Source organism: Viridibacillus sp. KH_047 (assembly GCF_057838945.1).
Map to the genome: position 1 here is coordinate 2,108,112 of NZ_CM174479.1, position 24,033 is coordinate 2,132,144.

General features: G+C 33.8%; 22 protein-coding genes, 1 pseudogene and 1 riboswitch. Of the genes and pseudogenes, 17 read left to right on the forward strand and 6 right to left on the reverse strand.

The genetic code is table 11. The annotated features are described in order from the left end of the window. Positions 1–373 precede the first annotated feature (373 nt). From AC3IS5_RS10555 to AC3IS5_RS10585, 7 genes are all read left to right on the forward strand, one after another. Positions 374–976 carry a TetR/AcrR family transcriptional regulator gene (locus AC3IS5_RS10555; RefSeq protein WP_489427767.1) on the forward strand — a complete coding sequence of 201 codons (603 nt, stop codon included), beginning with the start codon at positions 374–376 and terminating at the stop codon, positions 974–976. A gap of 57 nt (positions 977–1,033) precedes the next feature. Continuing rightward, positions 1,034–1,906 carry an alpha/beta hydrolase gene (locus tag AC3IS5_RS10560; protein ID WP_489427768.1) on the forward strand — a complete coding sequence of 291 codons (873 nt, stop codon included), beginning with the start codon at positions 1,034–1,036 and terminating at the stop codon, positions 1,904–1,906. Further along, positions 1,893–3,287, forward strand: coding sequence for a dihydrolipoyl dehydrogenase (gene lpdA / locus AC3IS5_RS10565; RefSeq protein WP_489427769.1), 1,395 nt, complete (start codon positions 1,893–1,895; stop codon positions 3,285–3,287). Before AC3IS5_RS10560 ends, lpdA begins: the two co-directional genes overlap by 14 nt. Positions 3,288–3,505: 218 nt before the next feature. Then, a riboswitch (guanidine-I (ykkC/yxkD leader) is annotated at positions 3,506–3,612 on the forward strand. A gap of 62 nt (positions 3,613–3,674) precedes the next feature. Then, positions 3,675–4,490 (forward strand): MBL fold metallo-hydrolase, encoded by an 816-nt coding sequence (locus tag AC3IS5_RS10570; protein WP_489427770.1) that lies wholly within the window; start codon positions 3,675–3,677, stop codon positions 4,488–4,490. A 201-nt stretch (positions 4,491–4,691) separates the two neighbouring features. After that, positions 4,692–5,210 (forward strand): RNA polymerase sigma factor, encoded by a 519-nt coding sequence (locus AC3IS5_RS10575; RefSeq protein ID WP_489427771.1) that lies wholly within the window; start codon positions 4,692–4,694, stop codon positions 5,208–5,210. Next, entirely contained in the window at positions 5,194–6,189 is a 996-nt protein-coding gene (locus AC3IS5_RS10580; protein WP_489427772.1) for a hypothetical protein, read from the forward strand. Before AC3IS5_RS10575 ends, AC3IS5_RS10580 begins: the two co-directional genes overlap by 17 nt. Before the next feature lie 209 nt (positions 6,190–6,398). Further along, positions 6,399–6,629, forward strand: coding sequence for a hypothetical protein (locus AC3IS5_RS10585; protein ID WP_489427773.1), 231 nt, complete (start codon positions 6,399–6,401; stop codon positions 6,627–6,629). Positions 6,630–6,811: 182 nt separating this feature from the next. Here the strand turns inward: AC3IS5_RS10585 and AC3IS5_RS10590 are convergent, their stop codons facing one another. The 4 genes from AC3IS5_RS10590 to AC3IS5_RS10605 form a co-directional block, all read right to left on the reverse strand. After that, positions 6,812–7,375 (reverse strand): hypothetical protein, encoded by a 564-nt coding sequence (locus tag AC3IS5_RS10590; protein WP_489427774.1) that lies wholly within the window; start codon positions 7,373–7,375, stop codon positions 6,812–6,814. Positions 7,376–7,712: 337 nt separating this feature from the next. Further along, complete coding sequence (locus AC3IS5_RS10595) at positions 7,713–8,261, reverse strand: GNAT family N-acetyltransferase (RefSeq protein ID WP_489427775.1); 549 nt, start codon at positions 8,259–8,261, stop codon at positions 7,713–7,715. Positions 8,262–8,525: 264 nt separating this feature from the next. Further along, positions 8,526–8,915 carry a DUF1259 domain-containing protein gene (locus tag AC3IS5_RS10600; protein ID WP_489427776.1) on the reverse strand — a complete coding sequence of 130 codons (390 nt, stop codon included), beginning with the start codon at positions 8,913–8,915 and terminating at the stop codon, positions 8,526–8,528. 437 nt (positions 8,916–9,352) lie between these two features. Next, on the reverse strand, positions 9,353–10,069 hold the full coding sequence (locus AC3IS5_RS10605; protein ID WP_489427777.1) for a ZIP family metal transporter: 717 nt from the start codon (positions 10,067–10,069) through the stop codon (positions 9,353–9,355). Between the two features lie 430 nt (positions 10,070–10,499). On the opposite strand from AC3IS5_RS10605, the gene AC3IS5_RS10610 reads away from it, so the two are divergent. Beyond that, the gene (locus tag AC3IS5_RS10610; RefSeq protein ID WP_489427778.1) at positions 10,500–11,015 is read left to right on the forward strand and encodes a DinB family protein; all 516 of its coding nucleotides are present in this window, start codon (positions 10,500–10,502) and stop codon (positions 11,013–11,015) included. Positions 11,016–11,236: 221 nt separating this feature from the next. On the opposite strand, the gene AC3IS5_RS10615 is transcribed toward AC3IS5_RS10610, so the two are convergent. Then, a complete protein-coding gene (locus tag AC3IS5_RS10615) occupies positions 11,237–12,157 on the reverse strand; it encodes a C39 family peptidase (RefSeq protein WP_489427779.1) in 921 nt (306 codons plus the stop codon). Positions 12,158–12,489: 332 nt separating this feature from the next. Here AC3IS5_RS10615 and lepB point away from each other — a divergent pair, with 332 nt between their 5' ends. From lepB to AC3IS5_RS10645, 6 genes and pseudogenes are all read left to right on the forward strand, one after another. Continuing rightward, positions 12,490–13,050 (forward strand): signal peptidase I, encoded by a 561-nt coding sequence (gene lepB, locus AC3IS5_RS10620; RefSeq protein WP_489427780.1) that lies wholly within the window; start codon positions 12,490–12,492, stop codon positions 13,048–13,050. Positions 13,051–13,139: 89 nt separating this feature from the next. Then, entirely contained in the window at positions 13,140–13,463 is a 324-nt protein-coding gene (locus AC3IS5_RS10625) for a hypothetical protein (protein ID WP_489427781.1), read from the forward strand. Positions 13,464–13,883: 420 nt separating this feature from the next. Continuing rightward, a pseudogene (locus AC3IS5_RS10630) lies at positions 13,884–13,997 on the forward strand (ArsR family transcriptional regulator); the annotation flags it as partial. A gap of 138 nt (positions 13,998–14,135) precedes the next feature. Further along, a complete protein-coding gene (locus AC3IS5_RS10635) occupies positions 14,136–14,552 on the forward strand; it encodes an SRPBCC family protein (protein WP_489427859.1) in 417 nt (138 codons plus the stop codon). A 338-nt stretch (positions 14,553–14,890) separates the two neighbouring features. Then, positions 14,891–15,097, forward strand: coding sequence for a hypothetical protein (locus tag AC3IS5_RS10640; protein ID WP_489427782.1), 207 nt, complete (start codon positions 14,891–14,893; stop codon positions 15,095–15,097). After that, on the forward strand, positions 15,069–18,239 hold the full coding sequence (locus tag AC3IS5_RS10645) for an ATP-binding cassette domain-containing protein (RefSeq protein WP_489427783.1): 3,171 nt from the start codon (positions 15,069–15,071) through the stop codon (positions 18,237–18,239). Before AC3IS5_RS10640 ends, AC3IS5_RS10645 begins: the two co-directional genes overlap by 29 nt. Positions 18,240–18,776: 537 nt before the next feature. Here AC3IS5_RS10645 and AC3IS5_RS10650 read toward each other — a convergent pair. Continuing rightward, positions 18,777–19,688 carry a LysR family transcriptional regulator gene (locus AC3IS5_RS10650; protein ID WP_489424384.1) on the reverse strand — a complete coding sequence of 304 codons (912 nt, stop codon included), beginning with the start codon at positions 19,686–19,688 and terminating at the stop codon, positions 18,777–18,779. Positions 19,689–20,135: 447 nt separating this feature from the next. On the opposite strand from AC3IS5_RS10650, the gene AC3IS5_RS10655 reads away from it, so the two are divergent. From AC3IS5_RS10655 to AC3IS5_RS10665, 3 genes are all read left to right on the forward strand, one after another. Further along, on the forward strand, positions 20,136–21,698 hold the full coding sequence (locus AC3IS5_RS10655; RefSeq protein WP_489424385.1) for an ABC transporter substrate-binding protein: 1,563 nt from the start codon (positions 20,136–20,138) through the stop codon (positions 21,696–21,698). Positions 21,699–22,095: 397 nt separating this feature from the next. Continuing rightward, a complete protein-coding gene (locus AC3IS5_RS10660) occupies positions 22,096–23,046 on the forward strand; it encodes an ABC transporter permease (RefSeq protein WP_489424386.1) in 951 nt (316 codons plus the stop codon). A gap of 14 nt (positions 23,047–23,060) precedes the next feature. Continuing rightward, positions 23,061–23,960, forward strand: a complete 900-nt coding sequence (locus AC3IS5_RS10665) for an ABC transporter permease (RefSeq protein ID WP_489424387.1) — start codon at positions 23,061–23,063, stop codon at positions 23,958–23,960. Positions 23,961–24,033 lie beyond the last annotated feature (73 nt).

A 24,033-nucleotide genomic window follows, 5' to 3' on the forward strand; every position in this document is an offset into this window, starting at 1 on the left:
TTAAAATTACATAAATTACCTAAAATTCTATATTTAATGAAATTAGCCCATTTAAACTAATAATCTATCTTATCCATAACGGGGGTGGCATTTCAGTTGAAATGAGTGACTCTTTAAATATTAAACATATAACCTTAATTACGTATGTAGATGGTAAAGAAGTATTTAGCGAAAAAGTTATTAATGCAGTTAATAGTACTTTTGACAAAGGAGATGTCAACTCTCAGAAATCTATAGATGCATGAAGATTTTATTTGAAGAATTGTCGGTCTAAATACAGCTTAATTTTATTTTCTGTAAAAAACTTCTTGAATTTGTATCTTTCTTCCTTTATATTAAAAGAGACTGAAGGGTATCTTTTTTGGAGGTTATAATGAGAAAAGGTGAATTAACAAGGCGTAATATTATTCTAAAATCTGCTACAATTTTTAACAAAAAAGGTTACATGACAACATCGATGAATGACATTATTCAGGAAACGAATATTCAAAAAGGAGGGATATATCGCCACTTTAAAGATAAAGAGCAACTTATGGTCGAGTCTTTTCATTTTTCTACTGAAATAATGCAAAATCATTTACAAGCGAGTGTTTCACAACACGAGAATGCAACGGACAGATTAATCGCATTTGTGGAGGCCTTTTTAGAATTAAGTGAAGGAGAACCAATAGTAGGTGGGTGTCCTATTTTTAATGCAGCCATAGAAATGGATGATTTAGAAGGCAATGCGTTACTGCCATCAATAAATGAAGCAATGGATATAATGATAAATTGGTTAGTGAAAATTATAGAGGATGGTATTAGTAATCAGGAGTTGAAGGAGTCTGTAAAGCCATACGATACTGCGATATATATTGTTTCAACACTAGAAGGTGGGCTCGTATTAGACCGATTAAAGAATGATGGACAATTAACGAAGATCATAAGCAATAATTTGAAGCAATATATTTCAATGATTGCGACTGAGCGGCAATAAAGCCGTCTTTTTTATATCTAAAAAGAGACTGAAAGGTATCTTTTTGAGGGGGGTATTATGAAATATATAGTATTCATTACTTTCATAGTATTTATTTTATTTTTGAGGAGATATATCATACAACATATTTTCACACCGAAAGTAAAAGCGGATAAACAATACCCGAATTCAACTTATGAAGAAATTGAAATGGAGCTGAGTATTGGAACAATTCGAGGGTGGCTTATTAAAAGTGAGAGGGCAAGAGGTAGCTTTCTATTGATACATGGATGGAGCTCTAATAAATCAGACATGTTGCGATATGTCGATCCCCTAATAGCTAACGGTTTTGACGTAATAATTGTGGATGTTCTTGGTCATGGGCAAAGTGATTCAACAGAAAAACAAGTGAGTATTGAATCGTTTGTCCAAAGTATAACAGCGACGATTGATTATGTATGGGAGAGTTCAGATATTAATAGTGAAAAAATCTATGTTTTAGGGCATTCAATGGGTGGCATAGCTGCAAGTATTGTGAATTCTACAGATTTGAGAATTCAGGCACTTATTACTGATTCAATGCCTACATCATTAAAAAGTATTAGCAAATCAATGGCTGAAAAAGTAACACTACCGTATATTCCTTTTGGTTGGCTATTTGTCAGTTGGTTTTTATTACGAGGAGGGGCTTTCTTAAAAGCTAGAAGAGAATGGTGTCTAGAAGAAATATTGAAAAACCAACAGTCCCCATCTCTTGCAATTCACTCTGTTCAGGATAAAAAAGTGCCGATTTCAAATGTGGATGTCCTATTAAATGATAGTAACTTTAAACAAGTAATTAAAGTTGCAACAAAAGGTCACCACAATTGTGTAAAAGATAAATATTTCTGGGATAACGTTTTTCATTTTATAGCAAATAATGAGGGGGATACAGTAGATGAAGTATATTGATACGCTTGTAATTGGTGCAGGTCCAGGAGGCTATGTGGCTGCTATTCGTGCTAGTCAGAAGGGGCAAAACGTAACGATTGTAGAGAGAGAGTATTTAGGAGGGGTTTGCTCTAATGTCGGTTGTATCCCATCAATAGTGTTGATTTCAGTAGGTCATCGTTTTGAGCAAGCAAAGCATTCAGGTGATATGGGTGTTGTTGCAGAAGAAGTAAAACTTAACTGGGCAAAAGTGCAAGAATTCAAAAACGGCGTAGTTTCTAAATTAGTAGGCGGCGTTAAAGGTCTATTAAAAGGCAACAAAATCGACATCGTGAACGGTGAAGCATACTTCGTAAATACAAACACAGTACGTGTAATCGATGGTGACAACGAACAAACTTACACATTCAAAAACGCAATCATTGCAACAGGTTCTCGACCGGTTGAAATTCCAACATTCAAATTCACTGAACGCGTAATCAACTCAACTGATGCCCTTACTTTACCAGAAGTACCAGAAAAATTAGTTGTCATTGGTGGTGGTTACATCGGTACTGAACTAGGTTCTGCTTATGCTAACTTAGGTTCTCAAGTAACAATCATTGAAGGTGGTAAAGACTTCTTAGCTGGTTTCGAAAAGCAAATGACACAAGTTGTGAAAAAAAGCTTAAAGAAAAAAGGCGTAGAAGTTGCCGTTGGCGCATCAGCTAAAGGCGTAGAAGAAAATGAAAATGGCGTAGTTGTAACGTATGAAGCTGACGGAAAAGAAAAAACAGTTGAAGCTAACTATGTATTAGTAACTGTAGGTCGTCGTCCAAATACGGATCAATTAGGTCTTGAAGCAACAGGCATCGAATTCGCTGAACGCGGTTTACTAAAAGTAGATAAACAATGTCGTACTTCAGTACCGAACATTTATGCTATTGGTGATATCGTATCTGGTCCACAACTTGCACATAAAGCTTCTTATGAAGGTAAAGTGGCTGCAGAAGCAATCGCTGGCGAAAATTCAATCGTAGATTACTTAGCAATCCCAGCCGTATGCTTTACTGATCCAGAACTTGCAACTGTAGGATATAATGAGGAGCAAGCAAATGCAGCAGGTATCGAAATGAAAACAGCGAAATCCTCATTCGCTGCTAACGGCCGTGCATTAGCTTTAAACGCAACTGAAGGTTTTGTGAAACTTGTTGCACGTAAAGAAGATAACTTATTAATTGGTGCTCAAATCGTAGGTACTGGTGCATCTGATATGATCGCAGAAATGGCACTTGCGATTGAAGCAGGGATGACTGCAGAAGATATCGCATTAACAATCCATGCTCACCCAACTTTAGGTGAGATTACAATGGAAGCAGCTGAGGTAATTATAGGGAGACCAATTCATATTGTGAAAGCATAATGTGTATACTACGATTATGGAAATGATTAAACTGTATTTTTAAAGAATCCTTTTTTCCATTATTAGAAATTGCTTATGAATTAATATAGTAGCTCCTTTTCTTATCACATCAAATAATTTCACAAGAACATGTCTTTCTCGAATTATTTCAGTGAATTTTTCTTTGTACTATGTTGACTGTATTTTATTTTATAATTATAATAAGTCAAAATAATACTTTATTAGTTTTCTAGGGTTCCGTAATTTACTTTCTAATTGGTCAGGTCCGAGAGAAAACATACAGTGAACTTTACTGTATACACGGAGGGATAAAAGCCCGGGAGATATCAATATGATATTTTCCGGGCTTTTTTTATTTTTAAGAGAAAATAAAGTAGGAGGATAATTATGATACAATTTAAGAAAAATAATTTAACTGTTTACCAAAGTTCCTTATGGAAAACTATAAGTAATGTGTTTGAAGCTGATGATTTTATACTAATAACAGATCCGACATGGCTACCACATGAAATAAATGAAATTAAAGCATATGTAGAACAAATTCGAAATGGAAGAGAACTATATTTGTTATTTACGCACGGTGATTTTGACCATATTATTGGATATGGAGCATTTCCAGATGCAAAAGTAATAGGAAGTATAGGGATGTTAGACCATCCAAATAAGCAATATAAACTTGATTTAATTAATAACTTTGATAGTGAGTATTACATCGATAGACCATATCCCATTGAATTTCCAACTATTGATATAGTTATTAAAGAAGATGGACAACAACTTGAAATAGGGAATACATTAATTACTTTTTATCTTTCACCTGGTCATACTCATGATGGATTATTTGCAATAATTGAACCACAAGGCATATGGATTACTGGAGACTATTTATCTGATTTTGAGTTACCTTATCTGTTTGATAGTGCTAACGCCTATATAAACACTCTAATGAAGGCTGAAAAAATTTTAAAGAACCATTTTATTAGTGTGCTTGTACCTGGACATGGACACTCAACAGAAAATAGAGATGAAATGAATAGAAGGATAGAGTTAGCTCGCGAATATATTAATCGACTCGTTGAATTTGTAAAAAATAGTGATAGTCAATCAATTGACCAATTAGGGAAAGAAATGAGTTACCAATCAACTTTCACTAAAGAATGCCATGAGAAAAACATTGAAATAATACAAAATGAACTTGAGTAAATTCCCGAGCTTAAAAGTATAAAAATTAAATAGCAATTGAACAAATATAAATGAACTCTTAAATAGAATAAGAGTTCATTTTTTATTTGCTATGAATTCTGGCACGTATTATTTTAAACAAAAAACACTTATTTTCAAGATTAAATGATTCCGAATGCAAAGTCGTTCGGTTCGTCTATTAATGAAAGGGGGGATTTGACGATGCAGGAACCGTTTAAACAGCTCTATATTTTACATAGTGATGGCATATATAAATACATATTTTTCATGGTTAATAATAAGGAACTTGCCGAAGATTTGACGCAGGAAACGTTTTTTAAAGCATTTAAGCAATTTCAAACGTTCCAAAACGAAGCCACAGTCACTACTTGGCTAAAGCGAATAGCGAGAAACCTTGTCTATGATCATTATCGCAAGAAGCGATTAATTCAGTTCTTACCTCTTACACATAAGATGGATTATCAAGACGATACACAAACGCCGATTGAAGTACTTGAAACTGGTGAGGAAATGGCGATTCTTTACGGGGCTTTAAGAAAGTTGAAATTAAATCATAGAGAAACGATTGTATTACGTAAAATCGAAGGATTATCAGTGAAAGAAACAGCCCAGTTCCTTGAATGCACGGAGGCAAAGGTTAAAAACAACACAGTTCGTGCAATCGCAGCACTAAAAAAGATTTTACAAGAAGGGGGTCATGATGATGGATCGTTTAGATGACAAATTACAGAAATTAAATACAATAAAGCGTTCACAACAGGAGAAGTTACACACACTCGAAAAACTTTCGAATCGGATTGACAGGATACATACAAAGAAAGTGAATTGGCAAGTTCCTGTTATACTTGCATCTACTGTTGTTGTCTGTATCATCTTACTCCTGACAACTCTTAATGGCCCTTTAAAAAAAACAGCTAAAACAGCTACTGAACCAATAACCTATTTTACTTCTACAGTGGAGCTAGAACGCATATATTATGTTGATTGGTCAAAAGATGTAAATTCCGACAGCTTTTTAGCAAAAGCTTCAAAACTTTACTTGGATATGAATACTATTGAAGACCAACAACAACTTTCAACATTCAGCCATTATTTTGGTCACTTAAAAGAAGTTCAGCATATAAATAAGAGTGAACTTGAACCTTTTAATGATCTAATATTGCAAGCAAGTGATGGACGGGAATGGCATATTAAAATATATAAAAATCCTGGGGAGCCATCAATTTTAAGAGACGTGGAAACAAATCGTTATTTTAAGGTCAAAACAAAGTCTGGCAATTTTGATGAGGAATTAATCGGTGCATTGCTATTAAAACATAATATGAAAATCTTTTATATAACCTTAATATTGATTATTCCCGCATTAATTAGGTTAATCGAATATTTAGTGTTAAAGAAAGCTTATATTCCTATTATTCCAAAACTACAAAGAAAAAATCGAAATCGTATTATCCAATTGATCATAACGGTTATTTGTTTTTTAGCAATTGTATTTCTAGCTTTTTATTATCACCCAATTAACATCCTAGTACTATTATCGATCCTAACATTAGCTATTTTGAGCAAATTTTATTTCGATTGGATATTCATTCGTGAACACCATGATTCAAAGGTACAACAAAAATATAAGTTGTATTTAAGTATACAAATCTTTATTTACTTATTAATGATTTGTATGTTAATCGTCATCATCCACTAACCATACTCTAAAACGCCCTAATAATCTAAATTTCGACGAATAAATAATGATGAACTTTCCAATGATGTGTTTAGACATACAAAAAAGGGAAATACATGTTAATTGAGAAATTTATGACGGAAGGGAATTAAGAAATGGTAATTCTGTTTATACTTGTACTCGTGATTCTATGTTTGATTCCTTTGCTTCTTTTGGATTCACGAATAGGAATGAAAGAAGCGAATATAGATCGTGCGATTGAAATACTTGAGGATGAACTTGAAACAGGTAAGATGAAATTATTTAAGAAACCTCAATTCAAACTCAATTTCAAATTAAGATTTGCTCATATGAAGCAAAAAACAGCTGGTAGATGGCAAGGATTTAAAGAAAAGTCTAGTCATTATAAAGATAAATTTCAATCATGGCAGCAAAATCTAATTAATTCTTATCGTAAATAATGAGTAAATAAAAATACCTCAGCATATAAAGCTGGGGTATTTTTTGTTTTGTAAAAGGTATAGATTTGAATCAACACATTTAAATAACAGAATTTATGTGTTCTAAACAATGAAAGGGAAGTCCTAAAAGTCGGTAAAAACCAACTTTCAGGGTAGCCCTATGCCCTTATCAAGGTTCAAATCTATACGTCGAATTCTAAATTAATGATTTTCCACTCATCATTCACCTTTTTAAACACTAAATGTAGGAATGTCGGAGGGCTAACAAGCTCTACATTATTACTTTTATAAAATTCTCTAATAAAAATGTTATATGTTTGATTATCTTTATTATAATCGTAACCTTGAATGACCCAATCATCTAAATAGTTCTTACCGTCAAGAGTATATAAAAGCCAATCTACATTATCTATGATGACATATAACCCATCAGCTTTACTTTTTAACGTTAATTCCTTTGCCATTAGTGCACGTAGTTGCTTTTGATTGCCTGTTTTTTGTGCTTGAACAAAGTCTCTAGATAAGTTACTTATAATTGCGAAGTTTTCTTTTTCCATCTTATAAACAGCAATTTCTTTTTTAAGTTTTTTTATTGTTTGAGTTGAATTTTCTGCTTTGCTTTCATTTTCCTTAGGTGTATCAGTATTAGCTTTTGCATGTTGAAGTTCTACAAAACCATTCGTATTTGAACAAGCTGTAAGCAACATAAAACCAAAAACAAATAATACCCAAATCTTCTTTCGCATATATTACCTCCTCAAACTTTTCTTATTAATGCAGTTTCGACGTAAGGTGGAATATTTCCTTTATTACTTATAGGATTTCAGCGATAATTAACATTTTTGCAATATACTCACCTTAATTAAAATAAAAATCAACATTAAAACTATTCTGTGAAAGATTGGAGAAAACTATTCGGATGTGAGTTTAGAGTGGAGAATTACTAAAATAAACTGATTAAGAAGGCGAAAAGGCACTAATTAGTAAACTAAAAAAACACCTCAAATTTGTAGGTGTTTTATAGTATCTGTCGATGTAATTGATTCTTCCTTAATATCCATAACCTTTTGTAATATACGATTATTATCCTCTTGAGTTAATAATTCCATAATATACTAGATCTTCATATCGATTTTCTTTCCTCACATGGTCAATTAATATACCTTCTTGTTTCATACCTAATTTTTGGATAACTCTTCCCGAAGCTGAATTCGAATTGAAGTAACGAGCGAAAACCTTATGGTATTGTTTTTCATCAAATGCGAATTGTAATATAGCTTGCGCTGCCTCCGTAGCATATCCATTTCCCCAAAATTCTTCACCAATCCAATAGGCTATTTCACCATTATTAAACTGATGATTGTTAGAGAGTGCTATTGCCCCATATAATTCTCCTGTATTCTTATCTGTTATGGCAAATTCATAGGATTTATTATCAATAAAATTATCAAGATGACGTTCAATCCACGATAAAGCATCCTCTCTAGAGTATGGATAGGGTAGGTACAATGTGTTTTTATAAATATTATAATTATTACAAAGTTTAGTAACATCTAATGCATCAGATTTTTGAAAGAGTCTAAGTACTAGCCTTTTAGTGGTTATTGTTTTATTTTGATTATCAAATATCATAATAAATCCTCCCTACATTATATGAAATAGTACTATTACCATGTTAGTTAATTGCACAAAATGGTTAAAACGAGCTTTTCTAATTCTATACTTCGACAGAAAAAGGCAATTACCTTTATTAATCAAGGCAAATAAGCATCATTAATATTTCATCAAGTATAAATAATTTAAGGATAAATAGTTCAATAGTTATTTGTTATAAGGGGATTTAGAGTTGATAAATTGAGTATTAAAGGAAAGGTGAAAAGCATAGAAAGCTATGTGTTAGTGGCTTAAAACAGTGAAAGCTTCTGCAGTTTTTCTAGCAAAAGATAAGGGAGGCTCCACTGATTGGAAATGAACATATAAAATATTGGGGTTGGTAAATATCCAGTGATTATGAATTGCGCTCACAATTAAACCATTTTTAATTAAAATATTTACAAATGGGGTTAACTCACTATCAAGTACGACAACTTCCCCGAGATTTAACGCATTTCCTGAATAATCAAGTGATTCAAAAGTTACTCCAGCATGTACGGCTCCATGAGAAGGACGCCCTTGAATTGTGACATGAAGATTCCTTTTAACTGATATTGAGCACACACCGTGTTGCATATTTGCCGTGCCATTTAAAATTTGCGCACTTTGTTGGCAAAGAGATTGCAAATCCATTGTATAAAAACACCTCAATATTTTTTCTTTAGTCTATGAGCTTAGTTGAAAGTATAGAACGGAGCGGCGAGTATACATGATAGTTATTTTTCCAGCTTTCGGAAACAATCGTGGTACCTATTACCATATGGTATTAATGTTATTACTCCCATTTTGTAACGCATTGATTTTCGATTGGAAAAAATTGAAGGAGAACAGATTAATGTTAAAGGAGATATTAACGATTATTTCTGGAATAATATTTGTAATAATTTTAGTGTTAATAAAATAACTTTCCAATGTAATTAAATCTATGATTACTCAAAATCGGCACTCAAAAGAAAAGGATAGATCAAGCATCTATTTATAGCTCGATCTATCCTTTATCTATGAAAACATCTTCAAAATTAAGTTGATATGTTAGACAGCTAGAATAACTTTTTAAGATAGATTAAAAACTATATTAGAAATAAAAATCCACCAATTGCAAAAAAACTAATGATAGCTATTAGTAAAACACCAGAAGAATCTTTAATAGACTCAAGTAATACTTCTTTGATAGTAACCATATATATTGTGCCCGCGGCTAAACTAATGGCAAACGACCAAAACATTGGATTTCCAATACCAATTGAATTACCTATGTAAGCTCCAATGCCAACTGGAAGTGATATGATCAATGTTAAGAAGAACAAAGTCCATACTCCAAGACCAGCTATAAATAATGGGGTAAATACAATAATCCCTTCAGGTAGATTATGCAGTAAAATGGTGTGTAACAACGATTCCTTGACTACTGAGTTTTGATTTGCTCCTAGTACAATTCCTATAGGTAAGTTGTGGAATGTAATGCTTAGCATTAACAATATCCCAGTTTGTAATGCACCATTTTTCACATGGTTTTTAGTTGCTCCAAAAAGAACATGCAAAACTTTATGAGCAATCTGAAACAATATCACACCTGCAAAGAAACCAATGATAAACGTGATCCAACTGCCAAGAATGATTGCCTCAGGAGCAATCTCAAAGCTTAACAAACCGAGAGTTAAACCTGCGCAAATACCGTAAATAATATCAATTTTCTTTTGAACACCTTTTAATATCCACGCAATTACGCCACCTACGCTAAAGCCAGCTACAGTGTAAACATATCCAATAACATAAATCAAACTCACAATATCATCCTCACTCAGCCTAACTGATTGTCTGTCTATAAGTTAATATGAATTCAGTCATGAATTTATGAAGAGGAGGTAATAATGACTAGATTTTGAATTTCTTTTATACATAATTTAAGTTTTGCATTGGTACTCCTAGGTTTTGGAGAAGGTCTTAAAGATGAAAGAATAGGGAATCTAGTGAAATATGTAGAAAATCAATTAGCAATATAAAAGGATATATAAAGCATTTTTTTAATCGCTTTATATATCCTTTTGAAATTTTGTATATACTAATGGATTTTACTGATCATTACTAGAAACGAGACCCATGTTGCTAGTTGCTTTATCTTTATGAATTAGTTTTGACTCACTTTGATATTGCATAGTATAAACGATTGCTGCTTGTAATAATAATGCTATTTTATAAAAGATGGAGGTTGTTGTGATGTTGAAACTGTTTCAATATAACTGGCAAGTTCGTGATGATTGGTTTACATGGTGCGAAGACATACCGGATGAAGAACTATTAAAGAAACGGGTCGGTGGATTCGAAAGTATCCTACATACCCTGTTTCACATTGTAGATGTGGAATATATGTGGATCTTAGGTTTACGAGGTGAACCAGTACCTGAGGAGCCATTGTTTGAGGATTATACTAGTTTACAAAAATTGAAAAACCTTTCAGCTCAATACCATGAGAAAGTGAAGCCATTTGTAACATCTTGGACAAAAGAAATGGAATCTCGGAAACTTTCAGAAACTGATTTCAATGAAGAACCGATTAGCTCTAGAGACGCTCCAATAAGGCGCCGAGTCATTGAATGTACACACGGAGAGATTATACGTCATGTCATTGTCCACGAAATCCACCATATTGGTCAGTTATCTATATGGGCACGTGAAATAGGAAAGGAACCTGTTTCCGCAAACCTGAGAGGAAGAGGGCTATTCGACAATTAGGAATACAAGCTCATGAAATGATTATAACAGAGGGGATTTTTGCACAGTATGATTTTTTTGGATGCAGTAGGAGAATACTTTAGTCCTCCGGTATTAATTTGTATTAATCATGATATGTTGCAATAACATCCCTGCTATTTCAAATAAAGACCACTAATTGAAAACTAAAATTAACAAGCACACTACCAAAAAGTTTAGTAGTGTGCTTGTTTTAACTATTATTATCGTACTACAACGCCCCATTGAAGAGCGTTGTATGCTAGTTCAAAGTTCGTTTTGCTAACCCAATATTTTTCTTTCTTACTATTAGGATCTGCTACATAGTATGAACCGTTGCTGTTGTATCCGATGACTGTGACAACATGCATGTTATCAACAATATTCTTTGTACCCGCACTACCCATTTTCCACTTGGCCCAAACTGGCTTTTTAAAATCCAATGTTACGTAGACTGCGACTGGATTTCCTTTATCTATTTCTTTTTTGATTTGAGTAGTAGTGTAGCCAGATATATTTGCTACTTTACTGCTATATTCTTTACCATAAGTCGTTAATGGTTTCGGGAAGATGGATTGGAATACACCATTTTGGTTAGCATAAGGATTGCCACCAGCAAAACCTTTATACGGATTACCACCTTTGTCTTTTGGCATATCATCTAAAAATGTACGTAAGCCAACTTTTGAATAGCCTTTGTATTTTAAAGCCATCAATAAACTTGCTCCCTCACAGCCAAATGGAGCATTCACAGGTGATAATTGACTTACAAAAGGTACTTTTAATGTTTTACTCGAATAGCTTTTGACTACAGTACTTGAAATCCAACCTATTTTGCCATTAACCATTACCTTATGCCAAGTTGTAGAACCTACTTTTTTTGTAGCATATGAAGTGAGAACTTTTCCTTTTTCCACTGAAGCAATCACTTTATATTTACTCCCTGCATTCGCACGAACGTTTGATATGTACAAAGTTTGAATCTTCTTTACGGGTGCACTAACCTTGGTAATATGTCTATGCATTTCAGTACCAGCCGTAATAGACGTTGTTTCTGGTGTTATTGATGAGCTAGTTGCCGACAATCCACTTAATAATAATGAAAGACTCATCGTACTTGCCATTAGAATGTTCGTTTTTTTCATTTTAAAAACCTCTCTAAGCTGTTATTTGTTAGGGTAACTCTCCACAAAATCTGTTCTACCATTTAAAAGGTAGTCTAATCACATCGAAAACGGATAATATACAATTAATATCTTATCATGTATTACACTTGTTTTGTAAAAGGAAGAAGTCATGGGATGAAATATTACCCCGGAAATTTTTGTAACATTTTACCAAATAAAGCCGTTATATATTTGGATTAAATGAATGAAGTGTTTTTGTATTCATATATTAAACAAATGGCAAAGAGTGAAACTAATGAAATCCTCCATAAAAGACATACTTATATGTGATACTAAAAGGAGAGAAATAAATGACAAATGTGAAAGCAGAAAAGAATTCTCTTTGGGAATGGACAAAAGCCCTATTCATTGCAGTTGGACTAGCGTTTATATTTCGCTTCTTTCTATTCACTCCTATTATTGTAGAAGGCGAATCAATGATGCCTACTCTAGAAAGTGGGGAACGAATGATAGTCAGTAAAATTGGTCAACCTGATCGTTTTGATATAATTGTGTTTCATGCAACTGAGGACAAGGACTATATAAAACGAGTAATAGGCTTACCAGGAGATCATATCGAGTATAAGAGCGACCAATTATATATTAATGGACAACCGCATGATGAGCCTTATTTAAATAAATATAAAAGCAGTCTGTTGGATGGAGGTACACTAACTGAAGACTTTACACTAGAAGAATACACGCAAATGTCTGTTATCCCAGAAGGCTATGTCTTTGTAATGGGGGATAACCGTAGAAATAGTACTGATAGCCGAATCATTGGTTTAGTTCCCATGAATAAAATAGTAGGAAATGCCGATATAACGATATGGCCAATTGACGACATTGGGTTTATTGAAAAATATAAGTAACGATTGGCGTATTCTGTATGAATATTACAGGGTACGCCATCGTTTTATCTAAGTACTATCAGGGGAAAAATAAAAGGAGAGAGAAATAAATGTATACATATGAAATGTTTGAAATTGACGGAGTTTTTACGCTATTTAGGCCACTTTTTATAATGATTCTCTTGATCTCAATACTTCTTTTTATAGCAATCAACTTACCAAAAGTTCGGAAACGCTTTATTAATGCACTTACAGTTGTAAGTATATCTATCGTAAACGTTTTATTGTCTACTCAATTATTATTTATGGATGGAATCATTGTGGACGAACTCAATTTAGGTGGAGATGCGATTACTTTCTATGTATTTATAGCGATTGTTAGCGTTAGTTTTATAAATGTTATTAGTTATTTCATAAGTCAAAATAGAGACTAATATGATTGTTTATATTGAAGGCAGTTTTAAATCCAAAAAGACAAATAAGCATAAATCTAAGTTAGACTTGTTGACTGAATCTAATCTTAAAGAATCTAATAAGACCACTTTCTCTGAGTTGAAATGGTAATCAACTAGTAAATTTATGGAGACATATGGAGCAATAAGTCTTCATGATAATCATCCCTTACTCTATTAAAGGTCCAGATAATGGAATAACAGGGGAAGTTGACATGTCACCATTTGGTGTCCTATAATCAATTTGACACTAAAAGGTGTCCTATTAGGTTAATATGAAGTTTAATCGACAACAATACAGGAAATAATATTGAAAAGGTGGGGGTGATTTTGAACGATAAAAGCCAAGTAAGGGATGTTTATGACGCTGTTGCGGATCCAACAAGGCGAAAATTACTAAGAATGTTATCAGATGTTGAAGAATTACCCCTACATGAGATAACGGTTCATTTTCAAATGGGCCGTACAGCAGTTTCTAAGCATTTGGCTATTCTTAAAGATGCTGATCTTGTAATTGCTCGAAGGGTTGGTAGAGAGACGAGGTATCGCTTGAATGCCACTCCGTTGAAAGAAATAAAAGATTGGGTATCTTTTTACGAAGGATTCTGGAAAGAAAGAATTATCAAATTAAATCTTATATTGGAGGAACAAAAAATGAAACCAGATGTATCATTAGATTTTCAATTTACAAATTCAATCGAGCAGGTGTGGAATGCTTTAACAGATTCGGATACACTAGCGAAATGGATATGGAAAAATGATTTCAAACCAATCGTGGGACATAAATTCCAATTCCGAGCTGAGCCAAATGAGTGGTGGGATGGAATTGTAGATTGCGAGGTGCTCAAAGTGGACGAGCCTCATACATTATCTTACACTTGGTTAAGTGCTGGGGAAAGCACTACTATTACATGGACTTTGAAAAATGGTTCAGATGGAATTATCCATCTACATCTAGATCAATCTGGATTTAGTGAAGAAACAAAAGCACGCCAAGGAGCTATCGAGGGAGCTAAATATGCTTGGACAAATATGTGTGATCAGCTTGGAAAAGTATTAGCAGAGCTGTAATATGATTTCTTCATTCTCTAGTATGTCTGATTTTCAGGACTAACCTTTTGGGTACTTGAATATATCAATCAAATAGAAATTATAATTATATATCGTTTATACTCATTAACTAATTTTTAACAATCGGGCGCAATTCTGTAGCTAGAATTGTGCTCTTTCTTTATGATAAGAGGCATTTCTGAAGCAAGAAAGAAGCCCTTTTTATTTCTCACCTTATGGAAAAACAAAATTTAAAATCAATGAGCAATTTAAGTGCGTCCAATATTCTTTAAACGATTTTCTAAAACCGGGTGCTTTTCAGGTACACGTTAAGCCTCATTTTAATGGCATGGATTACGTTGAAAAAAGGATCACTAATTGCTGGAATTGAACCATTAAATTGTTTCTTCAAAACGGTTTTAGAAATCATTCTCTACAATAAGTATGAGAATGTCGATTCGAAAAAAGCGCAACAAATTCAATTGAAATTTTACAATTATGGCAATATTAAATTTATAGAATCGAGAGGGCATCACTATGAAAATCAATCAATTAATTGCGAATAATATTAACAAATTAGATGCCGTACTACCAGTAGATAAATCGTTGGGAATTGCTGGTTTGTCTGGATCTGGTAAAACGACTTTTTGTCAAACAATTGGCGAAGAATCCAAGAAGCGTCTCGTTTCTTTATTGCCAAAAGCTGAATATCAGTATTTATTTCCTACAATTATGGATACAAATTTCAGTGCTATCAAGATGGAAGAAATGCCTTTAGTTCTTTTCCTTGGAAAATCATCAATCTCTTCTAATCCACGTTCTACAATTGGCACACATACAGGCGTATTCAAAGACATTCGTGTTACTCTTGCTGAAAAATTCAATTTGTCTCCAGAAGTTTTTTCATTTAATAATGAGTTAGGCTGGTGTCCAGGTTGTAAAGGTCGCGGAACTACTAAAAATGTCGAATGTCCTAAGTGTAAGGGGAAGCGCTATAACCCAGAAGTTGAACAATATATGATTGAATTATTTGGTAAACCACATACTATTTCTGATATCAACGATTTAAGCATTGAATCTATTATATCTCTTGCAGAAGTTTTAAATATTAGTGAAGGTAAACAACATATTCTCAATAATATGATCAATATGAATATCGGTTACTTAACATTAAATCGTATTATGGGTACATTGTCAGGCGGAGAATTAACACGACTATACTTGGCAGAATTCATGGCATCAAGTGAAAATACCGTTATTATTATTGATGAAATCTCGGTAGGCCTTGATCATCAAACACTATTGAAAATTTTAGAACAGATTAAACAATTGGGCTATAAGAATCAAATATGGCTCATTGATCATTCTGACACAGTGCTCGACACAACGGATGAGCAATTGTTCTTTGGTCCAGGTAGTGGGAAATATGGCGGGAAAATTGTTGAAGAATCACCACGTCCCAAACCAATCATTTGGGAACGAAATGAGGCATTGCCAACAGAATACTATCAATTCAAAGATCTATACTGTCGTAATATTCAAATGGAAGAAATTCAGATTCCCAAAAACAGACTTGTAACCTTTACGGGTGAATCAGGATGTGGGAAATCGACTCTTGTAAATGAATGTATGGCCCAAGACTTTTTGAAGAGATATCCAAAAGATAAAATTGTCATGGTTGGGCAGGAACGAAACCAATCGATTACGAGTCGTTCAACAGTTGCGACGTTTCTTGATATTAAAAGGAGTCTCATAAAATATAGTGAAGATATTGATGATATTTTTCAGCGCTCGATTGAAGACATTATTGATGAACTCCCAGAAGGTGATATCGCTCATAAACGCTTGAGTTTATTGATCAAACTTGGTCTTGGTTATTTGACGTTAGAAAGAAAAACACAGTCCTTATCGACTGGTGAATTTCAATGTGTTCATTTAGTTTCTGAGCTGTTTACCAACTCTAGAAACCCACATACGCTTTTTATTTTTGACGAGCCTTCAAAAGGTTTATCCCAAAATATTTTAAATCAATTCATCGATAGTCTCAGAAGCATTTTGCAAGATGAATCCGTCTCAATAATAATGATTGAACATAATTCGTATATGCTGGAAAACTCCGATTTTATAGCTGATTTTGGAGAAAGACAGCTTGCTCCTGTGAGACATTTGGATGTTATCAGTCATGAAGACTATTATCGTCGGAAAAACAGTGAAGATGGAGTTGCTCCAATACAAATTTCTTCAACACTCAATCAACAAAATGGCGTTACCTATTTAACAGAAAATCATATTGCCTATTTTAAAAATGCAGAAAACGTCTATAAGGGTGGTATCTTAAAAAGCTTATCATCAATGGCACGTTTGATATATGGTGAGTACGAATCTGAAACAATTGCCCCCGTCATCGCCATTGATTTAGAACGTCATTTGTATAGTCAATATAGTTTTCTATATGAAATGGGTGGCATGATCAACCATATTGTGGCAGCTCATCCTACCAATAAAAATACGAGTATCTTCGATTTCTATAATCAAGAAAATTATTGTCCATCCTGCTCGGGCCGACAAGTGATAGAAAAATTTGATATTGATATTGTTATTCAAGACAAAACCGTGCCATTCTGGGATGGTCTATTCCATCCAGAAGTAATGAAGGTTTTAGAATACTATCAATATCCAAAATTGCAATTCCTCTTTGATGAAATTAAGAATGAGCTTGGTCATGATCTAAGTAAAAGTTATAATGACATGACAGAAGAAGAAAAACATACCTTTTTATATGGATATTGGGAAAAGTCATTTTATGATAAAGCAGGCAAGGCGAGAAGGACTTGGGAAGGCTTTAATTTCATCATTGGACGCTATATAGTTGTATCGAAATCGATTATTAAAGAGGAAATGAAAGCATCTAAAGAGATGATTACCTGTCCAATCTGTCAAGGAACCGTGCTAAACCACCATAAAAAGCTAAAATTTAACGACACAGATATTCGTGAGATTATTCAGCAGCCTATTGATCAAGTGATTGAAACAGTTGGTCAGTTACAAATACTAGAGAAACTAAAGGCTATTGTCGGCGGTGATATGACTTTGACTGAAGATGTTTCCCTATTACCTAGAGAAGCACAGGTTGCTCTGAAAATGTTTGAACTGGAGCAGGGCAGCTTTGCCCATTATGAAATGGTTTTGCAAAATGTCCTACCATTCTGGGGCAGTATTAGCGGCAATATCGAATCCATCAGTATGAAAAATCAGATCACTATCTGTGATTTTGACAATATTACTGAAACGAGAGAAACAATCATTGAAAAGTATTTCACCAATGGAAAATACAAAAAGCTTACCTATGTATATGAAGCTTTTGGATACAAAAAAATTGTCACTCAAATTAATAAGATTAAAAAAAGTCATCAATGTCCTTTCTGTAAAGGGAAGAAAGTAATTTCAGAAGATGGACTCCACGATGGCGTGTATAAATTATCGGTACCATGTGTTAGTTGTTATGAAAGTGGCATCAATGATGAAGGTCGTAAAGAAATCATCGAAGGCATAGACGTACAAACATGGTTAACTGGCAAAGTAAGTGATGTTGTTTCTGAAAGCCTAAATCTTGAGGCAGTTGCACATATTCCGATTTTCAGCCGTATTCGTGAGTTGAATAAACAAGAGATGATGGCCATATACCAATTCCTTGAGCAAAATAATTAAATTAGAGTAATTAAAATAAGTGATATCTAAGTAAAGAGATAGGCATCCGTCCGTGAAGAAAACTCATTTGCAATATTAAATTGCGAATGAGTTTTCTGCTATTTTGGTAAGGGAATTGTTAGTTTAAAAAGAATAATCAAATTCGCTTTCGCGTATTTACTAATATGTATTTGAACAGCTATCATGCATTTTCAAACCTTTTTTCATACTGCCTCATCGGTAATCTTGAAACAGTATAGGGGCACTAGGATTTGATACAGTTAAGAAATATAGCCACTCTTGTAAATGCATGAATTCATTATCAATTTGCATAGATTCTCGATGTATTGTAGCCCGATTAATGAATGACATAACGGCTTATTAAAGGAGTTTAACCTGTTATTACCTCATGCAGGCTATTCATTTTATTTTTGTATAGAAGTTAAAAATTATATAGCAATCTTACCTTAACTTATGTTGAAGTGAGAATGCTTATTTTGATTTATCCTGCAATATCTACTGAAAATTTCAACTTGAACTCCATTCCTCTAAAATATATTAAGCATTGGGGATACTTGTCATTTTCACTGCGACCTCTTCGGTAATCGCAAGAAATCGTTTGGAAATCGATGTCATGTAACGATCCCTAATTGTAATTATACTAAGTTTTGTTTGTAACACTGGATTTGCTAGTGGCCTAAGTACCGGTAAATCAGGTGAATTAAGTAGCTTGAAACAGCTAGGTGCAAAACAAATTCCTGCTCCTTCCATTACCATCATAAGTGTTGGTAATGTTTCCGTCCCCCAGTAAACGACATTAGGAGTAAATCCACTATTTTGGCATGCCTCGATCACATCATCAGCAACGCCTGATCCATAAGATGTTGAATGTAAAAGAAATCGTTCGTTTTTCAAGTCTGCAATCTCAATAGAATCTTTTTCACATAGATGATGGTTGGGTGGAAGAGCTAAAAGTAAAGGTTCTGTTAGGAGTGTTGAAGTATGGATGTCCTCCGCTCTCACTGAAGTTCGAACAATTCCAATATCTATATTATGACTTCTTAGTTCTTCTAAAATATATGATGTATTACCTTCGCGAACATGTGTAACTATGTTAGGAGTTTCCTTTTGAATTTTTTTTAATACATTTGGCAAAATAAATAGATTTGCGGAAGTAGTACAACCCAATTTCACAGTACCTCTAATTCCTTCATGAAACTCGACTAATTTCTTCTCCGTATTCTCAGATATATCAAGTAACTCTTTTCCTTGTTCATATAAAAATACTCCACTTGGTGTTAATTCAAGAGATCTACCTGAACGATTAAACAAAGTAACATTTAATTCCTGTTCAAATTTCCTAATTAAAATACTTAAGGGGGGTTGGGTCATTTGCAGTGCAGTAGCAGCTTTTGTAATGCTACCTTCCTCAACTACTGTAATAAAACAATGTAAACGATGAAGGTTCATTTTGATAACTCCTTCTTTTAGTATTCATAAAATATATGGAAGTCATATATATATTATAATTTACATTATAAAAATGTAAAGATATACTATTCATATAAATAAGAATAGTTAGAAAATTCAAACTAAAACTAATTTTAGTTTGAAGTTAGTTGATACCAAAGTTAGTCATATTTTTTACAATGCAATATCGAATAGTATAAAAACGATTTCATATTTGAATGGGAAAATATTGGAAAGGTTTGATGATAGCCAATTTAACTAACTATTAAATTAGAAGTCATGATTTAAAATAAATGGAGAATCCATTTATAATGAACCACCAATTCATCGTGATGAAAAATTAAGTTGAGTTAGGAAAATGATTCAAATTATAGCCGATACGATTACTGCTTACACAAAGAATATAAATTGAACAGCGGTTATCTAAACTGAGAGAGAGGGATTATGATGTACAAAATGAAAATGGTATTTATAACTATATTGATTTTAGCATTAATTGGTTGTAGTCCTGATACTGAAGGTAAAGGAAAGAAAGAAAACTCAGGTGGAGAAATAAAAGTTGCTTACCCTGCTGAACCATCGGTACTTGATCCTCATGTAAGTACCGGAATAGCTACAACAGATATTATGTTACACGTCTATGAAACTTTAATTACAGTTGATTCCGATTTCAATATTCACCCTATGTTAGCGGAGTCCTATGAACAAAGTGATGACGGGAAAATAATTACTTTTAAGTTAAGAAAAGGTATCCTTTTTCACAATGGGGATGAAATGGTGGCAGAAGACGTTGTTGCTTCAATGGAGAGATGGAAAAAAGGTGTGGGAAGTAGAGGACAATTTACAGATGCTACCTTTACTGCAGATGGTGATTACACTGTAGTGTTAACTATGCCAGAACGTTTATCTACTGCATTAGTTACCTTATCTTATGGTGGTACAGGATTTGCTGCAATTATGCCGAAATCTGTCATTGAAGATGCTGATGATGTAAGTGTTAAAGAGTATATTGGAACAGGTCCATATAAATTAGTTGAGTGGAAGAGGGGACAAAGCGTTCATCTTACCAGTTTCGATGAGTATAAATCACTAAGTGAACCTGCTAGTGGCTTAGCTGGTAAAAAAGAAGCGCTCGTCAAGGATTTACAGATAATCTTTACACCTGACTCTTCTACTCAGATGGCTGGTATTCAATCTGGTGAATATGACATTGCTCACGAGATTTCTTTAGACAATGCAGAACGTTTAGAAAACGATAAAAATATTAAAAATCATCAGTATCCTGATGCATCTCTCAATATTTACTTTAATAAAAGGTCAGGTCTATTTACAAATGTAAAAGCTAGACAAGCAATTGCTACAGCACTTGATATGGAGAAAATCTTAATAGGTGCCTTTACGAGTGATAAATACTATACACAAAATCATGGAATGATGATGAATCATCAAAAAGGTCAATGGTCTAGTGATGCTGGTAAGGATCGTTATAACCAAAATAATCAAGAAAAGGCAAAAAAATCGTTGAAGGAAATTGGTTATAACGGGGAAGAAATAACTATTTTAACAGACCGAGATTATGAGGCACATTATAATGCTGCTGTTGTTGTTCAAGAACAGCTCAGTCAGATTGGGATGAAAGTTAACTTAGAAGTTTATGATTGGGCAACTGCATCAAAACATCGTGAAGACGATAAAGCATTTGATATTTTCGTTATGGGAAATACACCAGTGCCTGAACCAACTTCAAATGTATATTTGTCCAAGAACTATTCAGGATGGACGGATAGTGCCGATCTGGATAAGATAACAAAGGATTTTAGGAGTCAAGCATCTCTGGAGGATGCGAAAGATGTATATGATGAATTGCAGCAATGGTACTGGGAATACATTCCTGTAATAAAGGTAGGGGATTATGTTGCAGTTGTCTCCATGAGAAATACAATTGAGAACTTTGAAGAGCAAAATAAAAATAGTAGACTCATACTTTGGAATGTTTCGAACAACAAATAAGAAATAATTAATAGTTAATTGCAGGGTATACCCGATGAAATAGTTATTTTGTTTAGTATGAAAAGCACGTAACTGATTTTCAGGACGGTCATCTAAGTAAAATAAGCTAGAGTAAAGTTAGTTGTTATACAAAAAAACGATTAGGTGAAGGAATTGAGTTGTATTACTTATGAGCTCCCTATCTAAGTAAAACTGAAAAAATAGTTAAAATGCGAAGTTATACATTAATAATGTACTAACTAGTTGATTTAGTAAAAGTAAGTCATAACAAATTTATCTGGAGCCTGTTTCTTCTCCTAACTAGGCTCCACTTTTATAAGTAGATATGAGTTTTATAAGAGTACAGCTACATCATGGGTGCACAATTAAAGAATCCAAAATCGAGGGGGAATGAATAATGCACATTTACATAATAAAACGGATTCTCTCACTCATTCCAGTCTTGTTTATTGTCTCAGTAGTCATTTTTATGATCATACACTTGACCCCAGGTGATTCAGCGTCTGTAATTTTGGGTCCAGAGGCAACTGAACAGCAAATCAATGATTTACGCGAGCAACTAGGTTTAAATCTACCGTTATTTGATCAGTATTTAAATTGGATAACGGGTGTACTTAAAGGTGATTTAGGTGAATCATATTTTATGGGAGAACCGGTTTTACAATCGATTATTGAACATCTAAAGCCTACATTTTCACTGGCCATTTTAGCAGAGATGGTTTCATTATTAATAGCAATTCCAATTGGTATTGCTGCGGCTAATCGACGAGGATCATTTACAGATCAATCTATTATGGGTTTTTCTTTACTAGGAATGTCCGTACCAAGCTTTTTATTTGGTCTACTTTTAGTTTTATTATTTGGAGTAACGTTAGGGTGGCTACCAGTCGCTGGTTATCAACCGTTAAGCGCGGGATTGTGGAATCATTTAAAATATCTCATTTTGCCAGCTGTAGCACTTGGTACTATACAAGCAGCCCTTATTGTCCGCATGACGCGTTCTTCCATGTTAGAAGTGCTAGATAAAAACTATATTAAAGCAGCGCGATCAAAGGGGGTAAAACAACATAACGTAGTGTATAAACATGCCCTACGTAATGCCTTTCTTCCCATATTAACAGTAATTGGTCAAACGTTTGGAACTTTGGTAGCGGGAGCAGTCGTCACTGAAACAATTTTTAATATTCCGGGTATCGGTCAACTAATTATTAATTCAGTAGAACGTAGAGACTACTCAGTCATACAGGGCGTTGTTTTATTCGTCACCTTCTCATTTGTTTTCATAAATCTGATAATCGACTTACTGTACGGGATTGTTGACCCGCGTGTCCGTTTAGAAAGAAAATAGAAAGAGGGTTAAGTATGCAGGCTAGCAAAATAAGTGCAGAATTATCAAATATAAAACATGAATTAAAAGAACAACAACGAAAGTTATTCACTAAGCGTTTATTATCTAACAAGCTGATGGTTACAGGGGGCATTATTATAATATTAATAATCATATTTGCCCTCTTAGGACCATTGATTGCCCCCTTTAATCCATATGAAATGGAAGTGACCAACCGCCTTATTGGACCGAATGAAGTCCATCTTTTAGGTACAGACAATTTTGGGCGTGATTTACTATCACGTATTGCTTACGGTTCAAGAGAGACATTGTTGGTTGGTTTTTCAGTTGCAGCATTGTCTTCAGTAGTTGGAATGATTATCGGTTTATACGCGAGTTATTATCGTGTCCTTGATAATGTATTGATGAGAATTTGTGATGGCTTAATGGCAATACCAGCAATCTTATTGGCTATTGCTTTAATGGCTGCAATTGGCCCAACAACTAAAAATGTAATCATTGCTTTAAGTATTGTTTTTACCCCCTATGTTGCAAGGATCATCCGGTCCACTGCCTTAGTAATTAGGGAACAAACATATATCGAAGCAATGAAAGCGCAAGGTGCTAGTACATCAAGGATTATCTGGCGACACATTATGCCTAATACTATTTCACCACTTGTCGTCCAATGTACATTTATTTTTGCTGATGCAATTATTACTGAAGCAGCATTAAGTTTTTTAGGTGCTGGTGTGCCAGCACCTAATCCAAGTTGGGGAAACATTTTATATGACGGAAAGTTGGTCTTATTTAATGCTTGGTGGATGACAGTTTTTCCAGGAATAATAATTGTTTTATCTGTATTGGGCTTGAATTTACTTGGGGATGGTCTTCGTGATTTAATAGATCCACATGTTAAACAAGTAAAAAACTAAGGAATATATTACATCAAGATAATCATAAAAACAATTGGAGTAATAAGTTATAAGTGATAAAAGTGAAGAATCT